This window comes from Geodermatophilus sp. SYSU D01186 (assembly GCF_054050215.1).
In genome coordinates this window covers 1-18337 of sequence record NZ_JBJGYW010000026.1, presented here as the reverse complement: position 1 = coordinate 18337, position 18337 = coordinate 1, and the positions used below count along the sequence as shown (strand labels likewise).

At 73.8% G+C, this 18337-nt stretch carries 15 protein-coding genes; 9 read left to right on the top strand and 6 right to left on the bottom strand.

The annotated features are described in order from the left end of the window. The first annotated feature begins 136 nt into the window (after positions 1-136). Genes ACI784_RS18080 through ACI784_RS18065 form a run of 4 tightly spaced genes read left to right on the top strand, consistent with a single transcriptional unit; the run spans position 137 to position 4093 of the window. Positions 137-1165: an iron-siderophore ABC transporter substrate-binding protein gene (locus ACI784_RS18080; protein WP_457014400.1), complete on the top strand. Its 1029-nt coding sequence runs from the start codon at positions 137-139 to the stop codon at positions 1163-1165. Further along, positions 1162-2205 (top strand): FecCD family ABC transporter permease, encoded by a 1044-nt coding sequence (locus ACI784_RS18075; protein WP_457014399.1) that lies wholly within the window; start codon positions 1162-1164, stop codon positions 2203-2205. The genes ACI784_RS18080 and ACI784_RS18075 overlap by 4 nt, the downstream gene beginning before the upstream one ends. After that, complete coding sequence (locus ACI784_RS18070; protein ID WP_457014398.1) at positions 2202-3254, top strand: FecCD family ABC transporter permease; 1053 nt, start codon at positions 2202-2204, stop codon at positions 3252-3254. Before ACI784_RS18075 ends, ACI784_RS18070 begins: the two co-directional genes overlap by 4 nt. After that, on the top strand, positions 3251-4093 hold the full coding sequence (locus ACI784_RS18065; RefSeq protein ID WP_457014397.1) for an ABC transporter ATP-binding protein: 843 nt from the start codon (positions 3251-3253) through the stop codon (positions 4091-4093). Before ACI784_RS18070 ends, ACI784_RS18065 begins: the two co-directional genes overlap by 4 nt. Before the next feature lie 210 nt (positions 4094-4303). Here ACI784_RS18065 and glnA read toward each other — a convergent pair whose 3' ends face one another. After that, the gene (gene glnA / locus ACI784_RS18060) at positions 4304-5737 is read right to left on the bottom strand and encodes a type I glutamate--ammonia ligase (RefSeq protein ID WP_456925695.1); all 1434 of its coding nucleotides are present in this window, start codon (positions 5735-5737) and stop codon (positions 4304-4306) included. 158 nt (positions 5738-5895) lie between these two features. Between glnA and ACI784_RS18055 the strand changes: the two genes are divergently transcribed. Next, complete coding sequence (locus ACI784_RS18055; RefSeq protein WP_457014396.1) at positions 5896-6315, top strand: RDD family protein; 420 nt, start codon at positions 5896-5898, stop codon at positions 6313-6315. 316 nt (positions 6316-6631) lie between these two features. On the opposite strand, the gene ACI784_RS18050 is transcribed toward ACI784_RS18055, so the two are convergent. The 3 genes from ACI784_RS18050 to ACI784_RS18040 form a co-directional block, all read right to left on the bottom strand. Continuing rightward, positions 6632-7459: a DUF4191 domain-containing protein gene (locus tag ACI784_RS18050; protein ID WP_456925697.1), complete on the bottom strand. Its 828-nt coding sequence runs from the start codon at positions 7457-7459 to the stop codon at positions 6632-6634. Between the two features lie 54 nt (positions 7460-7513). Further along, complete coding sequence (gene lipA / locus ACI784_RS18045) at positions 7514-8488, bottom strand: lipoyl synthase (protein ID WP_457014395.1); 975 nt, start codon at positions 8486-8488, stop codon at positions 7514-7516. A 72-nt stretch (positions 8489-8560) separates the two neighbouring features. Next, positions 8561-9643, bottom strand: coding sequence for a hypothetical protein (locus ACI784_RS18040; protein ID WP_457014394.1), 1083 nt, complete (start codon positions 9641-9643; stop codon positions 8561-8563). A gap of 117 nt (positions 9644-9760) precedes the next feature. On the opposite strand from ACI784_RS18040, the gene ACI784_RS18035 reads away from it, so the two are divergent. From ACI784_RS18035 to leuS, 3 genes are all read left to right on the top strand, one after another. Continuing rightward, a complete protein-coding gene (locus ACI784_RS18035; protein ID WP_457014393.1) occupies positions 9761-10690 on the top strand; it encodes an LLM class F420-dependent oxidoreductase in 930 nt (309 codons plus the stop codon). A gap of 167 nt (positions 10691-10857) precedes the next feature. Continuing rightward, positions 10858-12507 carry a glycoside hydrolase family 5 protein gene (locus ACI784_RS18030; protein ID WP_457014392.1) on the top strand — a complete coding sequence of 550 codons (1650 nt, stop codon included), beginning with the start codon at positions 10858-10860 and terminating at the stop codon, positions 12505-12507. A 254-nt stretch (positions 12508-12761) separates the two neighbouring features. After that, positions 12762-15665 carry a leucine--tRNA ligase gene (gene leuS, locus ACI784_RS18025; protein WP_457014391.1) on the top strand — a complete coding sequence of 968 codons (2904 nt, stop codon included), beginning with the start codon at positions 12762-12764 and terminating at the stop codon, positions 15663-15665. Positions 15666-15759: 94 nt separating this feature from the next. Here the strand turns inward: leuS and lipB are convergent, their stop codons facing one another. Further along, complete coding sequence (lipB, locus tag ACI784_RS18020; protein WP_456925705.1) at positions 15760-16401, bottom strand: lipoyl(octanoyl) transferase LipB; 642 nt, start codon at positions 16399-16401, stop codon at positions 15760-15762. Positions 16402-16478: 77 nt separating this feature from the next. After that, entirely contained in the window at positions 16479-17213 is a 735-nt protein-coding gene (locus tag ACI784_RS18015; protein ID WP_457014390.1) for a Type 1 glutamine amidotransferase-like domain-containing protein, read from the bottom strand. A 153-nt stretch (positions 17214-17366) separates the two neighbouring features. Between ACI784_RS18015 and ACI784_RS18010 the strand changes: the two genes are divergently transcribed. Continuing rightward, positions 17367-18337, top strand: a 971-nt coding sequence (locus ACI784_RS18010; protein WP_457014389.1) for a serine/threonine-protein kinase, incomplete at its 3' end; no start/stop codon positions are given.

The window sequence follows — 18337 nt, the reverse complement described above, 5'->3', positions numbered from 1 at the left end:
CGCGCGGCAAGGACACCCTAAGTTCGGTTAGGCAAACCTCATCTCGCCATCGGTCTGGTGTCCCGTGCACCGTCGCCGACAGCAGGACCACGGCGGCGCTGCCCCTTCCGGCGCTGCTCAGACCTGGAAGGACACCATGCGCTCCGCACCGCGCCTCCTCGCGCTGACCACAGCCACCCTGCTGGCCGGCGGCCTGGCCGCCTGCTCGTCGTCGGCGGCATCGTCCGGCGAGGAGGCCACGGGCACTGGCGACTTCTCGCCCGTGACGATCGAGCACGCCTTCGGGACGACGACGATCGAGTCGCAGCCCGAGCGCGTCGCGACGGTCAACTGGGCCAACCACGAGGTGCCGCTGGCCCTCGGTGTCGTCCCGGTCGGCATGGCCGCGGCCAACTTCGGGGACGACGACGGCGACGGCCTGCTGCCCTGGGTCTCCGAGCGCCTCGAGGAGCTCGACGCCGAGACGCCGGTGCTGTTCGACGAGACCGACGGCATCGACTTCGAGGCCGTCGCCGACACCGACCCCGACGTCATCCTCGCCGCCTACTCGGGGCTGACCCAGGAGGACTACGACACCCTCAGCGAGATCGCCCCGGTCGTGGCCTTCCCCGAGGCCCCGTGGGCGACGCCGTGGCGGGAGGTCATCGAGGTCAACGCCGCGGGCATGGGCATGGCCGAGGAGGGCGAGCAGCTCGTCGCGGACATCGAGCAGGAGATCGCCGACACGGTCGGCCGGCACCCGCAGCTCGAGGGCAGGTCGACGATGTTCTTGACGCACGTCGACACGACCGACCTCAGCGAGGTCAGCTTCTACACGCCGTTCGACACGCGCAGCGCCTTCTTCGAGGACCTCGGGCTGTCGACGCCGTCGAGCGTCACGGCGGCGTCCACCGACAGCGAGCAGTTCTCCGGGACGGTCAGCGCCGAGCAGGTCGACGCCTTCGACGACGTCGACATCATCGTCACCTACGGCGACCAGGCCCTCGTCGACGCCCTGAACGCCGACCCGCTGCTCTCGCAGATCCCCGCGGTGGAGAGCGGGGCGATCGTCCTGCTGCCCGACACCCCGCTGGGCACCGCGGCGAACCCGACCCCCCTGGCGATCTCCTGGGTGCTCGAGGACTACGTCACGATGCTCGCCGAGGCAGCCGACAAGGCCCCGTGACGACGCTCCGCCCCGCTCCGGCCCCGGACGCCGCCGTCGTGCGGCGTCCGGGGTCGGTCCGGTTCCTCTGGCTGCTGGCCGTCGTCGCGGTCCTCGCCCTGCTGATGGCCGCCTCGGTCACGATCGGGTCCCGGGACGTCGGCTGGTCCGACATCGTGGCCGCCGTCGGCGGGTCCTCCGACAACATCGGCCAGGCCGCGGTCACCAAGCGCATCCCGCGCACGCTGCTGGCGGTCCTCGTCGGCGCGGCGCTCGGGCTCTCCGGCGCCGTCATGCAGGGCGTCACCCGCAACCCGCTGGCCGACCCGGGCGTCCTCGGCATCAACATGGGCGCCTCGCTCGCCGTGGTCGTGGGCCTCGCCTGGTTCGGGTTGTTCTCGTCGACCAGCATCATCTGGACGGCGATCGCCGGCGCCGCGCTCGCGGCGGTGTTCGTCTACGCCGTCGGCTCGCTCGGCCGCGGCGGGCCGACCCCGCTGAAGCTCGCCCTGGCCGGCGCGGCCACGTCGGCGGCGCTCGTCTCCTTCATCACCGCCGTCGCCCTGCCGCGCGGCGACATCGCCGAGAGCGTCCAGTCCTGGGAGATCGGCGGGGTCGGCGGCGCGACCTCCGGCAGCATCGCCACGGTGCTGCCCTTCCTGGCGGTGGGGTTCGCCGTCAGCCTGCTCTCGGCGCGCAGCCTCAACTCCCTGGCCCTGGGCGACGAGCTCGCGGCCGGCCTCGGGGAGCGCGTCGCCGTGGCCCGCGGGGTCGCGGCCCTCGGCTCGGTCCTGCTGTGCGGCGCCGCCACGGCGGTCGCCGGCCCGATCGGCTTCGTGGGGCTCGTCGTCCCGCACCTGTGCCGGCTGCTGGTCGGTGTCGACCACCGCTGGCTGCTGCCGTTCTCGGCGCTGGCCGGCGCCTGCCTGCTGACCGCCACCGACGTGCTCGGCCGCATCGTGGCCCGCCCGGCCGAGATCGACGTCGGCATCATCACCGCGCTGGTCGGCGCCCCGTTCTTCATCGCCGTCGTCCGCCGGCAGAAGGTGCGTGAGCTGTGACCGCGGGCCTGCTCCTCCCGGCCGCGGCCGTCGACGCCGTCGCCCGCGGCCGGGTCCGCCGCGCCTCCCGCCGGCACCTCGTGATCACGGTGCTGACCGTCCTCGCCGTCGTCGCCTTCGCCGTCACGCTGATGGTCGGGCAGACGTTCTACCCGCCCGGGGACGTGATCCGGGTCGTCCTGGGCCAGGACGTGCAGGGCGCCACCTTCACGGTCGGCCGGCTGCGGCTCCCCCGGGCGGTCCTCGCCGTCGTGGCCGGGCTGAGCTTCGGGCTCGCCGGCGTCACCTTCCAGACGATGCTGCGCAACCCGCTGGCCAGCCCGGACGTCATCGGCATCAGTGCCGGGGCGAGCGCCGCGGCCGCCTTCGCGATCGTCTTCCTCGGCTGGAGCGGGGCCGCCGTCTCCGTCACCGCGATCGTCGCCGCGCTCGTGGTGGCGCTGCTCGTGTACGTGCTGGCGTTCACGGACGGGGTCGCCGGCACCCGGTTGATCCTCATCGGCATCGGCGTCGCCGCCATGTCCAGGAGCTTCATCGCCTACGTCCTGGACCAGGCCGGGGCGTGGGACCACGCCGAGGCGGTGCGCTGGCTCACCGGGAGCCTCAACGGCAGCACCTGGGAGTCGACGGTGCCTGCCGTGGTCGCCCTGGTGGTGCTCGGTCCGGTGCTGCTGACGCAGACGCGGGAGCTCTCCGCCCTGCAGCTGGGGGACGACACCGCCTCGGCGCTGGGGGTCCGCGTCGAGCGCACCCGCCTGGTCGCGATCGTCGCGGCGGTCGGGCTGATCGCCTTCGCCACCGCCGCGTGCGGGCCGATCGCCTTCGTGTCGTTCCTCGCCGGACCGATCGCCGCACGGATCGTCGGGCCCAACGGGTCCCTGCTGGTGCCCGCCGCCCTGGTCGGGGCACTGCTCGTGCTGGTCGCCGACCTGGTCGGCCAGTTCGCCCTGGGCACCCGCTTCCCGGTCGGCGTCGTCACCGGGGTGCTCGGCGCGCCCTACCTCGTCTACCTGATCGTGCGCACCAACCGCGTAGGAGGCTCGCTGTGACGACGGACCACTCGCTGGCGGCCGAGGAGCTGGTCCTCGGCTACGGCGAGCGCACGGTCATCGACGGTCTCGACCTCACGGTGCCGGCGGGCCGGATCACCGCGATCGTCGGTGCCAACGCCTGCGGCAAGTCCACGCTGCTGCGGTCGATGTCGCGGCTGCTCAGCCCCCGCGGCGGCCAGGTCCTGCTCGACGGCAGGGCGGTGCACCACCTGCCCGCCAAGGAGCTGGCCCGCACGCTGGGCCTGCTGCCGCAGTCCCCGATCGCCCCGGAGGGCATCACGGTCGCCGACCTCGTCGGCCGCGGCCGCCACCCGCACCAGCGCGTCTTCTCCCGGTGGAGCCGGGAGGACGATGCCGCGGTGGCCACGGCGCTGGAGGCGACCCGGACCACCGAGCTGGCCGACCGGTCGGTCGACGAGCTCTCCGGCGGGCAGCGCCAGCGGGTGTGGATCGCGATGGCCCTCGCCCAGCAGACCGACCTGCTGCTGCTGGACGAGCCGACCACCTTCCTCGACGTCGCACACCAGGTGGAGGTCCTCGACCTGCTGACCGACCTCAACCGCACCCGCGGGACGACGATCGTCATGGTCCTGCACGACCTCAACCTCGCCGCCCGCTACGCCGACCACCTCGTGGCGCTGGCCGACGGGCGGCTGCACGTGGCGGGCGACCCGGCGGCGGTGCTCACCGAGGAGAACGTCCGGGCGGTGTTCGGGCTCGACAGCCGGGTCATCGTGGACCCCACCTCCGGGCGGCCGCTCATGCTGCCGCTGGGCCGGCACCACATGACGGCGTCCGCCGGCGTCCGCGACACCGGCGTCCTGCCCCTGGGCTGACCACGGCACGGGCGTCCTGCCCCTCGGCCCCTGCGGCACCGGCGTCCTGCCCCTCGGCCCCTGCGGCCGAGTGGGCAGTCGTGGTCGCTCCCGGCGGCGTGCCCACGCGTGTCGGCGGCCGCAACTGCCCACTCGGGCACGCGCGGCCGGTCCGGAACGCACCGCGGCCCCCGCCCTCACGACGAGGGCGGGGGCCGCGGTCAGGCCGACTCAGATGTCGTAGTACATCGCGAACTCGTGCGGGTGCGGGCGGAGACGGATCGGGTCGATCTCGTGCTCCCGCTTGTACTCGACCCACGTCTCGATCAGGTCGGGGGTGAACACCCCGCCGTCGACCAGGTACTCGTGGTCGGTCTCGAGCGCGTCGAGGACGGCGTCCAGCGAGGCCGGCACCTTCTCGATGCCCAGGGCCTCCTCGGGCGGCAGCTCGTAGAGGTCCTTGTCGACCGGAGCCGGCGGCTCGATCTTGTTCTTGATGCCGTCGAGGCCGGCCATGAGCATCGCCGAGAAGGCGAGGTAGGGGTTGGCCGACGGGTCGGGGACGCGGAACTCGATGCGCTTGGCCTTGGGGCTGTCACCGGAGATCGGGATGCGGCAGCAGGCCGAGCGGTTGCGGGCCGAGTAGACCAGGTTGATCGGGGCCTCGTAGCCGGGCACCAGGCGGTGGTAGCTGTTGACCGTCGGGTTGGTGAAGGCCAGCAGCGACGGAGCGTGGGCCAGCAGACCGCCGATGTAGTGGCGGGCGGTGTCGGACAGGCCCGCGTAGCCGGTCTCGGCGTGGAAGAGCGGCTCGCCGTCCTTCCAGAGGCTCTGGTGGCAGTGCATGCCCGAGCCGTTGTCGCCGTAGAGCGGCTTGGGCATGAAGGTGGCGGTCTTGCCGTGCGCCCAGGCGGTGTTCTTGATGATGTACTTGAACAGCATCAGGCTGTCGGCCGACCGCAGCAGCGTGTCGAACTTGTAGTTGATCTCGGCCTGGCCGCCGGTGCCGACCTCGTGGTGACCGCGCTCGAGCTCGAGGCCGGCGTTGGTCAGGTTGGTCATCATCGTCGACCGCAGGTCGCTGTAGTGGTCGTAGGGCTCGACCGGGAAGTAGCCGCCCTTGGCGCGCGTCTTGTAGCCGAGGTTGGGGCCGCCGTTCTCGCCGGTCAGGGCGCCGGAGTTCCAGGAGCCCTCGATCGAGTCGATGTGGTAGTAGCCCTCGTTGATGCCGGTCGAGTGCCGGATCGAGTCGAAGATGTAGAACTCCGCCTCCGGCCCGAAGTAGGCGGTGTCGGCGATGCCGCTGCTGGCCAGGTAGGCCTCGGCCTTCTTCGCCACGTTGCGCGGGTCCCGGCTGTAGGCCTCACGCGTGATCGGGTCGTGGATGAAGAAGTTGACGTTCAGCGTCTTGTGCACGCGGAACGGGTCGAGGAAGGCGCTGTTGGCGTCGGGCAGCAGGAGCATGTCCGACTCGTTGATCGCCTGGAACCCGCGGATCGAGGAGCCGTCGAAGCCGAGCCCCTCGGTGAAGGTGTCCTCGCCGAACGTCGACGCCGGGATGGTGAAGTGCTGCATGACGCCGGGCAGGTCGCAGAAACGCACGTCGACGTACTCGACGTCGTTGTCGCGGATGTAGGCGGCGACCTCGTCGGGACTGGTGAACATCGATCCTCCGGGTGTGGGCGGACAGCCGAACGGAAAACTACGAGCGCGGAGTTGCCCCGCAGTGTCTCCGGTGTTTCAGAGCGGTAACAACGGCGCGGGCGTGTCGCCGGGCGCCGGTGGCGGGGGCCGGTCGCAGGACGGGTCCTACGCTGGCGGTCATGGTCGGGAACGTGCAGCCACCCTCTCAGGAGCGTCGCCGCGGGGCGTCGCTGGGGCTGCCTGCTGAGGGTCCCGGGTCGCTGGCGACCTTCAGCAGCCGCACCGGCGCGTTCGTCGTCGACGTCCTCGCCTCGGCGCTCGTCGCGGGGCTGGTCACCGCGCCGGACCTGCCGAGCAACTGGAGCCTGCTGTCCTTCGGCCTGGTCACCGTGGTGACACTCGTCATCTTCGGCCAGACGCCCGGCATGCGCCTGTTCGGACTGCGCCTGGCGCACCCGCGGCCGGGGGCGCGCCTGGCGCCGTGGCGGGCCGTCGTCCGCACCGCGCTGCTCATGCTGCTGGTGCCCGCGCTGGTCGTGGACGCCGACGGTCGCGGCCTGCACGACCGGCTCACCGGCACCGCCGTCGTCCGCGACTGAGCACTCCGCGATCCTCGATCGCACCGCGACCGGGTGCCGTCCCCGGCCGCCGTCGAGCCGCTGCCCGTGTCGTGCACGTCCGGCCGGCCGCGGCTCACGAGTGGGCACCAGGGGTCGCGCGGCGCGGCGTGCCGGCGCGTGTCGGCGACGTCAACTGCTCAGTCGGCCGGTCTTTAAGGAGCGCCCCGACGACCTTCGGTGCCCGGGCCCCGCACTCCCTCCACCGCGGCCACGTGCCGTCCCGGGTGCCGTCGCCGTGGCCGGAACGCACGAGAGCCCCCGCGCCGGTCGGCACGGGGGCTCTCGTCGGGTCCTCCTAGCGGCGGCGGACCTGGCGCTGGCTCACCGACATCTGCCGGCCGCCGGGCAGCGGGCCGCCGGGGACCGGCATCCGGGCGCCGCCGAGGGCGGCCAGCCGCTTGCGCAGCGCGTTGAGCTCGGCGCCGGAGAGGTTGCGCGGCAGCTTCATCACGTGGGCGCTGAGCTTGCGCAGCGGCACCTGCCCCTCCTCGTCGCCGACGAGGATGTCGTAGATCGGGGCGTCGCCGGAGATGCGGGCGACCTTCTTCTTCTCCTGCGCGAGCAGCGGGCGGACGCGGGACGGCGCGCCCTCGCCGACCAGGACCACCCCGGGGCGGCCGAGCACCCGGTGGACGGCGTCCAGCTGCGTGGTGCCCGCGACGCCGGAGGAGACCTGCCAGTCGCCCCGCATGCCCTCGAGCACCCAGGCCGCCGCGCCGGGCTGGCCCTCCACCTGCCGGTACGCCGAGCCCTGGGCCCGGCGGCCGAACACGATGAGCGCGACCAGCGCACCGAGCAGAATCGCGAGGGGGAGGAAGAGGAACGGCGAGCCGAAGAGGATGCCGAGCAGCTCCACGACCGCGGCCACCGCCACGAAGACGATGAGCATGATCCACGGGAGCTTCGGGTCGTTCTTGCGGGTCAGCGAGTAGGCCTGCTTGATCATGCGGGCCTGGTTGCCGGCTCGCTTGAGCCGGCCGACCTTCGGCTGCCCGTTCTTGTCCAGCTTCGTGCCGGCCTTCGCCCCCGCGGCCGTCGACCCGCCCCGGCCGCGGGCGGCGGTCGGGCCCCGCCCGGCCTTGCCGGTCGGTGCGGGGGAGTCGGGAGACTTGCTGCGCGCCATGCTCACAGGATAGGGGCGCGACCGGGCCGGTCCGGTGGACCGGCCCGGACTCCCTCAGACGGAGGGGGTCAGGCCCCGCGCCGCCACGGCCTGCTGGTAGAGCCGGCCGGCCCGGTAGGAGCTGCGCACCAGCGGCCCGGCGAGCACGCCGGGGAAACCGATCTCCTCGGCGGTCCGCTGGAACTCCACGAACTCGTCGGGCTTGACCCACCGGATGACCGGGTGGTGCCGCGGGGAGGGGCGCAGGTACTGGGTGATGGTCAGCAGGTCGCAGCCGGCCTCGTGCAGGGCCCGCATCGTCTCGACGACCTCGTGCGGCTCCTCGCCCATGCCCAGGATCAGGTTGGACTTGGTGACCAGCCCGGCCTCGCGGGCCGCCGTGATCACCGCCAGCGACCGCTCGAAGCGGAAGCCGGGACGGATCCGCTTGAAGATCCGCGGCACGGTCTCGACGTTGTGCGCGAGCACCTCGGGACGGGAGGAGAACACCTCCGCCAGCTGGCTGGGGTCGGCGTTGAAGTCGGGGATGAGCAGCTCGACCCCGCACCCCGGGACGGCGGCGTGGATCTGGCGGACCGTCTCGGCGTAGAGCCAGGCACCGCCGTCGGGCAGGTCGTCGCGGGCGACGCCGGTGACCGTGGCGTACTTCAACTGCATCGTCGCGACGCTCTCGGCCACCCGGCGCGGCTCGTCGGCGTCGAAGTCCGCGGGCTTGCCGGTGTCGATCTGGCAGAAGTCGCAGCGCCGCGTGCACTGGTCGCCGCCGATGAGGAAGGTGGCCTCGCGGTCTTCCCAGCACTCGTAGATGTTGGGACAGCCGGCCTCTTCGCAGACGGTGTGCAGGCCCTCGCGGCGCACCAGGGACTTCAGCTCGGTGTACTCGGGGCCGGTCTTCAGCCGGGTCTTGATCCACTCGGGCTTGCGCTCGATCGGCACCTGGCTGTTGCGGACCTCCAGGCGCAGCAGCTTGCGACCGGAGGGTGCGATCGGGGAGTCCGAGGAGGGGGTCGGGGCCACCGTCTCACTCATGATCGGCCACGGTACTCCCGACGCGCGCCGCCCCCGTCGCGTCGGCGACGGGGGCGGCGTGGAGGGGTGCGATCAGGGCTGCTGGTCGCGCGGGCCGGCGGTCGGGCTCGGGTCCGGGGCGTTACCGCCGGAGGTGTACGGCTCCGGCCGCGTGTCCTCGGGTGCGGTGGGCAGGTCCGGACCGTCGCCCTCGACCAGCTGCGCGTCGCGCATCCCCATGTCCGACTCCTCCGGGGAGGCGTCGCCAGGGGTGTCCTGGGCGGTGGAGACGGTCTTGCCGGAGTTGCTGGGTGAACTGGGCACGGGGTCCTCTCGGTAGCTGGGCACGGGCCCGTCGCCGGTGGGGGCGGGGGTCCACAGGTCGTCGTCCTTGCGCCGGCGGAGGGCGGCGAAGGCCGCCGCGCCGACCACCAGGACGGCGAGCAGCCACGGCCAGCGGCGGGGCGCGGGCTCGACCCCGATCTTCCGCTTGACCTGCCTGCTCGTCCTGGCCGCCTTCTTCTCGAGGGCCCGCCGCCGCTTTGCGGCCTGCTTCTTGGCCTTGGCGGTGGTGGCGGTGAGCTCCTCCCGCCGGACGTCGAGCTCCTCCAGGGCGGTGTGGAGGCCGGCGGCGATCGACTCGCGGGTGGACTCGAGCACGGGGCTGACCGCCTCACGGGCGGCGAGCACCTTCGGCGCGGCGTAGGCCAGCGTGGCGGCCTGGGCGGCGGTCAGCCGGGGGACGACGTCGTGCTCGAGCGCCTTGTGCGCCGCCTCGCGGGCCGCCTCCACCCGCGGTCCGAGGTCGGACGCGGCCCTGCTGGCTGCCAACTGCGCGGCCGTGAGGGCCGACGCGACACGGGGCGCGGCCGCCTCGCGGGCGGCCTCCACGCGCGGGCCGAGCGCCTCCCGGGCGGCCTCCACCCGCGGGGACAGGGCGTCGCGGGCCGAGGCCACGGCGGGGGCGGCGACGGCCACGGCGGCCGCCACCTTCGGTGCCACGGCGACCTTGGCCGCCTCCAGGGCCGGCCCGGTCGCCTCGCGGGCGGCCTCGACGCGCGGTGCGAGCTGTTCCGCCGCCGCCCGACCGGCCTCCGCGACCGCCGTGCCGATGTGGCTGAAGCCCTCCTGGAGCTCCTCGCCGATGATCTGGCCGTGCGTCTTCTTGCGGAACACGGGATGCACCTCCGGGTTGATCGTCTCGGCGGCCCATCCTGCCCGCTCGCCGCTCCGGGCACACCCCGGAGGGATCTCCGGACAGCGGCCCGGGAGCGTCGTGGATAGCGTCGCCGGGTGCAGCTACGCATCTTCACCGAGCCCCAGCAGGGCGCCACCTACGACGACCTGCTCGCCGTCGCGCGGCGGACCGAGGAGGCCGGCTTCGACGCCTTCTTCCGGTCCGACCACTACCTCACGATGGGGGGCGACGGCCTGCCCGGACCGACCGACGCCTGGGTCACCCTGGCCGGGCTGGCGCGCGAGACCAGCCGCATCCGGCTGGGCACGCTGATGACCGCGGCGACCTTCCGCCTGCCGGGCCCGCTGGCGATCTCGGTGGCCCAGGTCGACCAGATGAGCGGCGGCCGGGTGGAGCTCGGCATCGGCGCCGGCTGGTACGAGGAGGAGCACCGGGCCTACGGCATCCCGTTCCCGGAGCTCGGCGAGCGCTTCGACCGGTACGAGGAGCAGCTCGCCGTCATCACCGGGCTGTGGGGGACGCCGGCGGGGGAGACGTTCGACTTCGCGGGCGAGCACTACCGGGTGGCCGGGTCGCCGGCCCTGCCCAAGCCGGTGCAGGCCGGCGGCGTCCCGGTCCTGGTCGGCGGCCGCGGGAAGCGCCGCACCCCGCGGCTGGCGGCCCGCTACGCCGGGGAGTTCAACGTGCCCTTCGCCTCCGTCGAGGACAACGCCCGGCTGTTCGCCGGGGTGCGGGAGGCCTGCGAGGAGGCCGGCCGCGACCCGTCGTCCATGGTCTTCAGCTCCGCGCTCGTGCTGTGCGTCGGCAAGGACGAGGCCGAGCTGGCCCGGCGGGCCGCCGCGATCGGCCGTGAGGTCGACGAGCTCCGCGAGCACGGGGCCGCGGGCACCCCGGCCGAGGTGGTCGACGCCCTCGGCCGGTACGCGCAGGCCGGGGCCTCGCGGGTCTACCTGCAGGTGCTGGACCTGGCCGACCTCGACCACCTGGACCTGGTGGCCGCCGAGGTCGCACCCCAGCTCGACTGACGCGCGGAGGCCCGACCTCAGGTGGAGGTCGAGCCCCTGACGGGTGACCCGGGGCACGACCGGGCGACGACGTCCGTTGTCCGATCGTGCCCTCAGCCGTCTCCCGGAGGTCCCCCGTGCAGGACACGCTCGGACGTCGTCGCGCCGGCCGGCGCAGGTTGCGCCTGATGGTGGTGCCGATGCTGCTGGCCGCCGCGTGCAGCGGCGAGCGCGAGCGCGACACCCAGCCCGGGGACTTCGTGCGCGCCGAGGGCAGCCGCCTCGTGCTCGACGGCGAGCCGGTGCGGCTGGAGGCCGTCAACTTCTCCAACGACTACCACCGCGACCTCTCCGCGGCCGACCTGCTCACCTCGGAGCACCACGGGGAGGAGGACCTCGCGCGGGTCGCCGAGATGGGCTTCACCGACGTCCGCTTCGCCTTCGACGGCGACTGGTACGCCGAGGACCCCGACGCCTTCTTCCAGTGGCTGGACCGCAACGTCGAGTGGGCCCGCGAGCACGGTCTGCGGCTGGTGCTCGACCTGCACACCCCGATCGGCGGGTTCTGGCTGGACCCCACCAGCGACGCGGTCAGCTTCGACGTCTGGACCGACCCCGAGGTCAGGGCGGCCAACGTCGCGATGTGGCGGGACGTCGCCGCCCGGTACGCCGACGAGCCCACGATCGCCGCCTACGACCTGCTCAACGAGCCGGTGACGGTCGACGCCGACGGTCAGCAGTGGCGCGACCTGGCCGCGGAGCTGGTCGCCGCCGTCCGTGAGGTCGACCGCAACCACCTGCTCGTCGTCGGCGCCCTCTACGGCGTGGACGGGCGCTACGGCACCGCGGGGCTCGACCCCCACTTCCTCGTGGACGACGACAACGTCGTCTACGACTTCCACTTCTACGAGCCCATCGACTACACGCACCAGTACGCCGCCTGGGTCGAGGGCCCCATCCAGGACGGCGGGGGCTACCCCGAGCCCGAGACGATCCTGCCCACCGGCGACCGGGTGCTCCTGCCCGACAGCGGGATCGCCACACCGCCGCTGCGCCCCGGCACCACCGACTGGGCGGTGTACGACAGCGGCGTGGTGCCCGTCGACGACCCCGCGGCGGTCGCGGCCATGCCGCTGGTCGTCGCCGGCGGCGGGATGACCGGCACCGCCGCCTTCGACGCGATCACGGTGACCGAGCACGGTCCCGGCGGGGAGGTCCTGCGCGAGCTGGTCACCGACCCGCTCGACCCCGACAGCGCGCTGGACTGGTACTCGTGGGAGAGCACCGGGGACGGCGCCGCCGTCTCGCGCTTCGAGCGGGGCACCACGGGGGTGGACGACGGCGCGAGCCTGGTGGTGGCCGACGCGCCCGCGAGCGGGAGCGACGTCGCGGGATGGAGCAACGACGGCCACCTGTTCCCCGTCACCCCGGGCAACGGCTACCGCGTGCAGGGCTGGATGCGGGGCGAGGGCGTCGGCGGGGGCGGGGCGGGGGCCACGGTCCGGCTGGACGTGTACGGCCGGTCACCGGGGGCGGCAGGGGACGGCTTCCTCGGCCGCGACCGCGCCTACCTCGAGCACGCGATGCAGGAGCACCTGCAGTTCGGTCGCGAGCACGGCGTCCCCATGTCGGTGATGGAGTTCGGCGTCGTCCGGCAGGCGTTCGAGATGCCGGGCAAGGGCGGGGACCGGTGGGTCGCCGACATGCTGGACCTGCTGGAGGAGAACGACCTGAGCTTCGCCTACTGGGAGTACCACGGGAACTCGATGGGGATCCGCCTGGCGCCCGGCGAGCTCAACACCGTCCTGCACGACGTCCTGGTGCGCGAGCTGGACTGAGCGGACGGGCCGGCTCGGCCGGCGACCGTCGCAGCGGGCGCCGGTCCAGCCACTCCAAGAGGTCGGCGACCGGCCGTCCTCCCCGCGCACGGCTCCGGCCGCCGGCGGGCGCGCGGTAGGATCGTCCCCGTGACCGGCCGGCTCCTCCTTCTCCGGCCGTGCTGACCTGACCGTCCGCGTCAGCACGGCGACCCCTCCTGTGCGAGGGGTTTTTTCATGTCCGCCGCCGGTACGAGCCTCCAGGAGCACGAACGATGAGCCAGACGGCCAGCCAGCCTGTGACCGACCCCGCCGGTGAGGGCGTCCCGCCGCACCGGTACACCCCGGCGCTGGCGCAGCGGATCGAGCTCGCCTGGCAGGACCGCTGGGAGGCCGAGGGGACGTTCCACACCCCGAACCCCACCGGCCGGCTGTCCGCGGGCTTCGAGCGGGTCGCCGACCGCCCCAAGTTCTTCGTGATGGACATGTTCCCGTACCCCTCGGGCGCCGGGCTGCACGTCGGCCACCCCCTGGGCTACCTGGGCACGGACGTCACCAGCCGGTTCCGCCGGATGGACGGCGACAACGTGCTGCACCCGATGGGCTACGACGCCTTCGGCCTGCCCGCCGAGCAGTACGCCGTCCAGACGGGGCAGCACCCGCGGATCACGACCGAGGCCAACATCGCGGCCATCAAGGCGCAGCTGCGCCGCCTGGGTGTCGACCACGACGACCGCCGCAGCTTCGCCACGATCGACCCGGGTTACTACAAGTGGACCCAGTGGATCTTCCTGCAGATCTTCGGCTCCTGGTTCGACGAGTCCGCCGACGGCGGCCGCGGCCGGGCCCGGCCGATCGAGGAGCTGGTCGCCGAGCTGGACGCCGGCACGCGCCGGCCCGCCGCGGGGACGAACGAGACCGGCCGCCCGTGGGCCGAGCTGGACGAGGTCGAGCGGCGCCGGGTCGTCGACGCCCACCGGCTGGCCTACCTGCACCAGGCACCGGTCAACTGGTGCCCCGGGCTGGGCACGGTGCTGTCCAACGAGGAGGTCACGCCCGACGGCCGCTCCGAGCGGGGCAACTTCCCGGTGTTCCGGCGTCCGCTGACCCAGTGGATGATGCGGATCACCGCCTACGCCGAGCGGCTGCTGACCGACCTGGACCGGCTGGACTGGTCGGACTCGCTCAAGCAGATGCAGCGCAACTGGATCGGCCGGTCGACCGGTGCCCGGATCGGCTTCAGCTGCGGGGACGAGACCATCGAGGTCTTCACCACCCGGCCCGACACCCTGTTCGGCGCCACCTACATGGTGCTGGCCCCGGAGCACCCGCTGGTCTCCGAGCTGACCGCCGCCGCGTGGCCCGACGGCACGGACCCCCGCTGGACCGGTGGCGCCGCGACGCCCGCGGAGGCCGTGGCGGCCTACCAGCGCCAGGCGTCCCGCCGCTCGGAGCTGGACCGCCAGGACGCCGGCCGCGAGAAGACCGGCGTCTGGCTGGGTGTCACCGCCGTCAACCCGGTGAACGGCCGCGAGCTGCCGGTGTTCATCGCCGACTACGTGCTGACCGGCTACGGCACCGGCGCGATCATGGCGGTGCCCGGTGAGGACGCCCGCGACTTCGAGTTCGCGGAGGTCTTCGGGCTGCCGGTGGTCCGCACGGTGCAGCCGCCGGAGGACTTCGACGGCGGCGCCTACACCGGCTCCGGCCCGATGATCAACTCCGCCAACGACGAGATCTCGCTGAACGGCCTGGACAAGGCCACCGCGATCGCGACGATCACCGACTGGCTGGTCGAGCACGGCCACGGCGAGGCGACGACCACCTACAAGTTGCGCGACTGGCTGTTCAGCCGGCAGCGCTACTGGGGCGAGCCGTTCCCGATCGTGTACGACGAGGACGGCCTGCCCGTCGCCGTCCCGCAGTCGATGCTGCCGGTGCTGCTGCCCGAGGTCGACGACTACTCGCCGAAGACCTTCGCCGACGACGACGCCGACTCCGCGCCCGAGCCGCCGCTGTCGCGCGCCACCGAGTGGACGACGGTCGAGCTGGACCTGGGCGACGGCCCGCGGCGCTACCGCCGCGAGACGAACACGATGCCCAACTGGGCCGGCTCCTGCTGGTACTACCTGCGCTACCTGGACCCGGGCGACGACGAGCGGATGGTCGACCCGGAGCTGGAGCGGTACTGGCTGGGCCCGCGCGGCGAGGGCGACGTCGGCGGCGTGGACCTGTACGTCGGCGGGGTCGAGCACGCCGTGCTGCACCTGCTGTACGCCCGCTTCTGGCACAAGGTGCTGCACGACCTGGGGCACGTGTCCAGCGAGGAGCCGTTCCGCCGGCTGGTCAACCAGGGCTACATCTCCGCCTACGCCTACACCGACGAGCGCGGTTTCTACGTGCCGGCCGCCGAGGTGGTGGAGGAGGACGGCCGCTTCCTCCACGAGGGCAAGCCGGTCAACCGTGAGTACGGGAAGATCGGCAAGAGCCTGAAGAACATGGTCACGCCCGACGAGATGATCGGCGCCTACGGGGCCGACACGTTCCGGGTGTACGAGATGTCCACCGGCCCGCTGGAGCAGTCCCGGCCGTGGGAGACCAAGGCGGTCGTCGGCTCGCAGCGGCTGCTGCAGCGGATCTGGCGCGTCGTGGTCGACGAGGAGACCGGGGCGGTCCGCGCCGCCGACGGGCTCGAGCCCTCCGAGGAGACGCTGCGGGCGCTGCACCGGGCGATCGACGGCGTGCGCGACGGCATGGCCACGCTGCGGTTCAACATCGCCATCGCCCGGATCACCGAGCTGACCAACCACCTCACCTCTGTCTACGGGGCGACCTCGCCGGTGCCGCGGTCGGTCGCCGAGCCGCTCGTGCTGCTGGTGGCGCCGCTGGCCCCGCACATCGCCGAGGAGCTGTGGTCGCGGCTGGGCCACACCGACTCGGTGGCGTGGACGCCGTTCCCGGTCGCCGACGAGCGCTGGCTGGTCGAGGACAGCGTGCAGGTCGCCGTCCAGGTGAACGGCAAGGTGCGGTCGCAGGTCACGGTGCCCGCCGACGCCGACGCCGCCGCGCTCGAGGCCGCCGCCCGCGCCGACGAGAAGATCGCTGCCCACCTGGACGGCAGGACCGTGCGCCGCGTCGTGGCGGTCCCCGGGCGGCTGGTCAACTTCGTCCTGGGCTGAGGATCGGGCCGCCCGGGCGGAGGACCGGGCGGCCCGGGCCGTGCTGGGCCGAGGGTCCGAGCCCTCCCGGGCCGGCCAGGTCTCCCGGCCACCGTCAGGTGGCGGGGACCAGCGTGAGCACCCGCCGCATCGCGGCCTCCACGGCGTCGATCACCTCGGCGACGGGCACGTCGCGGCCCAGCTCCGCCGACAGCGACGTGGCGCCGGCGTCGACGATGCCGCACGGGATCATGTTGGCGAACGCCGCCATGTCGGGGTCGCAGTTGAGCGCGAACCCGTGCATCGTGACGCCGCGGGCCACCCGCACGCCGATGGCGGCGACCTTGCGGTCCGGGCCTCGCTCGTCGGCCCGCACCCAGACGCCGCTGCGCCCCTCGACCCGCTCGGTGGCCTGCCCCAGTCCGGCACAGACCTCGATGAGCGCCGCCTCCAGCCGCCGGACGTGGGCCACGACGTCCACCGGATCGGTCAGCCGGACGATGGGGTACCCCACCAGCTGCCCGGGGCCGTGCCAGGTGATCTTGCCGCCGCGGTCGACGTCGATGACCGGGGTGCCGTCGAACGGCCGCTCGTGCGGCTGGGTCCGCTTGCCCGCGGTGTAGACCGGCGGGTGCTCCAGCAGCAGCAGCGTGTCGGGTGCGGAGCCCTCCACGACGCGGGCGTGGAGCTCGCGCTGCCGCGCCCACGCCTCCTCGTAGTCGACCAGGCCGAGCCGGAGAACCTGCAGATCGCTCACGGAGCCCAGCCTAGAGAAGGGGCCCTCCTCCCCCCACCCCGTCGCCCGCTCGGGGCGGGACCTGCAGGAGGGCCGTCCTAACACAGCCACCGGGGCTCGAGCCGGGTCTCGACGGCGGTGCCGTCCGGGCCGCGCTCGACCCGGTAGGCGGCCTTGCCGGGCCGGTCGGCGACGGCCTCCACCAGCTCGGTCCCGCGGTAGACCAGCCCGACGCCGTCGTCCGTGGCGTGCCCGCCGGGCAGCGTGCCGTCGGCGACCAGCTGGTGGTAGAGCGGGCGCCGCTGCTCCTCGGTGTCGTAGTGCACGCCGTTCGACGTGGGGATCAACGCGAGGCCGTCGGTCACCGGGCGCAGCTCCGGACCGAAGGAGTCGGTGGTGCCGCCGACGTGCCAGCACAGCGACCCGGCCGACACCCCGCCCAGGACGACGCCGGCCTCCCAGACCTCCCGGAACAGCGCGTCGAGCCCGTGCACCCGCCACACCGCGAGCAGGTTGGCCACGCTGCCGCCGCCGACCCAGACCACGTCCTGCGCGAGCAGGTGGGCGCGCACGTCGGGCACCGTCGGCATCGTGAACAGGCTCAGGTGGCTGACCTGGACACCGCTGCCGGCGAAGGCGCCGTAGACGCCGGCGACCCGCACCGGGTCGTCGCCGGTCGCAGTGCCCAGGTAACACAGCTTCGGCCGCTCGCCGGCCCCGGCGAGGTCGAACGCGAGGTCGAAGACCGGGCCGGGGGCCCAGTCGTAGGGGCCGCGGCCACGGGAGGCGAAGCCCATGCTGGTCGCCAGGATGGTCGGTGCGGAGGCGGGCACGGTCGGGCAGCTCCTCGCGGGGTGGGGGACGGGACCTGTCGAACCTAGGTCGCTGCGGGGCGGCACGGGCGGCCGGGGCGGCACCGGTGGACGACGGCCCCGCCTGTGGACAACGGGAGCACGGCCGGGCCCCGTCGACCTACGGTGCCCGCCATGCCGACACCTCCTCCCGCCCCGCGTGGATCCGCCGACGCCCCCGTGGTGCCCGGGTACCGCCTCGAGCAGCTGCTGGGCCGGGGGAGCTCCGGTGAGGTGTGGCGGGCGGTGCCCCGGTCCGGCGGGGCACCCGTCGCGGTCAAGGTGCTGGTGGCCGGTGACCCCGAACGCCAGGCACGTGAGGCGGCGCTGCTCGGGGAGCTCGACCACCCCCACCTGGTCGGGCTCCGGGAGGTGGTGCACCAGCCACGACGGGGTGGGCAGCCACGGGTGGCGCTCGTGCTGGACCTGCTGCCCGGGGGCAGCCTCGCCGCACTCCTGGCCCGTCGCGGCCGGCTCCGACCGGGGGAGGTGGTCACCGCGATCGCTCCGGTGGCGGCCGCCCTGGCGCACGCCCACGAGCGAGGGGTCGTGCACGGTGACCTCTCCCCGGGCAACGTCGTCTTCACCGCCGAAGGCCGCCCGGTGCTCACCGACCTCGGGGTGGCGCGGGTGCTCGGCGAGAGCGCGGCGGCCGAGGTGACGCCCGCCTACGTCGACCCCACGGTGGCCCGCGGCGGCGCGCCCGGTCCCGCCTCCGACGTGTTCGGGGTGGCTGCCGCGGCCTTCCACGCCCTCACCGGGGTGGCGCCCTGGAACGCCGCCACCCCGGCCGACACCCTGCGCGTCGCCGCTGAGGGGCAGCTGCCCGACCTCGCCGAGCTGGCACCGGCAGCTCCCGCGGAGCTCGTGGCCGTCATCGCCCGCGGGCTGTCCCAGGACCCGGCCGAGCGTGGCTCGGCTGCGGCGTTCGCGCTGGACCTGCGGCACGCCTGCCGGCCGGAACCGGTGCGACTGGCCGCGCCCGCCGCTGACGAGGACCCGGCGGGTGTCGGCACCGGCCCGCGCACGGAGCTGACGCACCAGGTCCCCGGCCGTCACCGTCGACCGCCCGCGCCGCCGGCTCCGGTTGCTCCCGGGCCGGCGGC

Coding starts and splice junctions, on each gene's coding strand:
- ACI784_RS18055 (WP_457014396.1), top strand. CDS start 5,896: ATGGTCGGGAACGTGCAGCCACCCTCTCAGGAGCGTCGCCGCGGGGCG.
- ACI784_RS18050 (WP_456925697.1), bottom strand. CDS start 7,459: ATGGCGCGCAGCAAGTCTCCCGACTCCCCCGCACCGACCGGCAAGGCC.
- ACI784_RS18080 (WP_457014400.1), top strand. CDS start 137: ATGCGCTCCGCACCGCGCCTCCTCGCGCTGACCACAGCCACCCTGCTG.
- leuS (WP_457014391.1), top strand. CDS start 12,762: ATGAGCCAGACGGCCAGCCAGCCTGTGACCGACCCCGCCGGTGAGGGC.
- lipA (WP_457014395.1), bottom strand. CDS start 8,488: ATGAGTGAGACGGTGGCCCCGACCCCCTCCTCGGACTCCCCGATCGCA.
- glnA (WP_456925695.1), bottom strand. CDS start 5,737: ATGTTCACCAGTCCCGACGAGGTCGCCGCCTACATCCGCGACAACGAC.
- ACI784_RS18030 (WP_457014392.1), top strand. CDS start 10,858: ATGGTGGTGCCGATGCTGCTGGCCGCCGCGTGCAGCGGCGAGCGCGAG.